Consider the following 515-nt stretch of genomic DNA (forward strand, 5'->3'; position numbering starts at 1 on the left):
AAGTACGTGCACATGCGGCACCACGCCGGCAATTCCGACCGCAAGGCGGCGGACGGCACGACCATCGACCCGATCTCGCTCTACCGCTACGGCGCCGACGGCAAGGCCGAGCCGATGCTGTCCTATGTGTTCATGCAGTTCTGGCGCGACGACGACCCGTTCACCGTGGCGCGGCTGATCCGCGCCAAGCGGCCGGACGAGGCCCGGCGGGCGATGACCGAGCTCTGGGTGATGGCGGCGGTCTATGCGGTGTTGGCGCTGATCAACTGGAAGTTCGTGCTGCTGCTGGCGCCGTTCTACTACCTGGGCCAGTGCATCTCGTTCTTGATCGCCTATTACGAACACCTGGGCGCCGAGCCGGACGTGCCGGTGGCCACCGGCGTTTCGACCTATGAGCCGGTCTACAACTGGGTCTTCCTCAACAACGGCTATCACGCCGAGCACCACCACCGGCCCAAGTGGCACTGGTCGCAGATGAAGGCCCTGCGCGAGGAGACCCGCGAAGAGCAGAAGGC

General features: G+C 65.4%; 1 protein-coding gene. It reads left to right on the plus strand.

Annotation, left to right across the window (positions count from 1 at the left end):
- The coding region (locus DC522_RS34140) for a fatty acid desaturase (protein WP_133239475.1) at positions 1-515 on the plus strand (515 nt) is incomplete at both ends.

The sequence above is a fragment of the Microvirga sp. KLBC 81 genome (assembly GCF_003075415.1).
Taxonomy (GTDB): domain Bacteria; phylum Pseudomonadota; class Alphaproteobacteria; order Rhizobiales; family Beijerinckiaceae; genus Microvirga.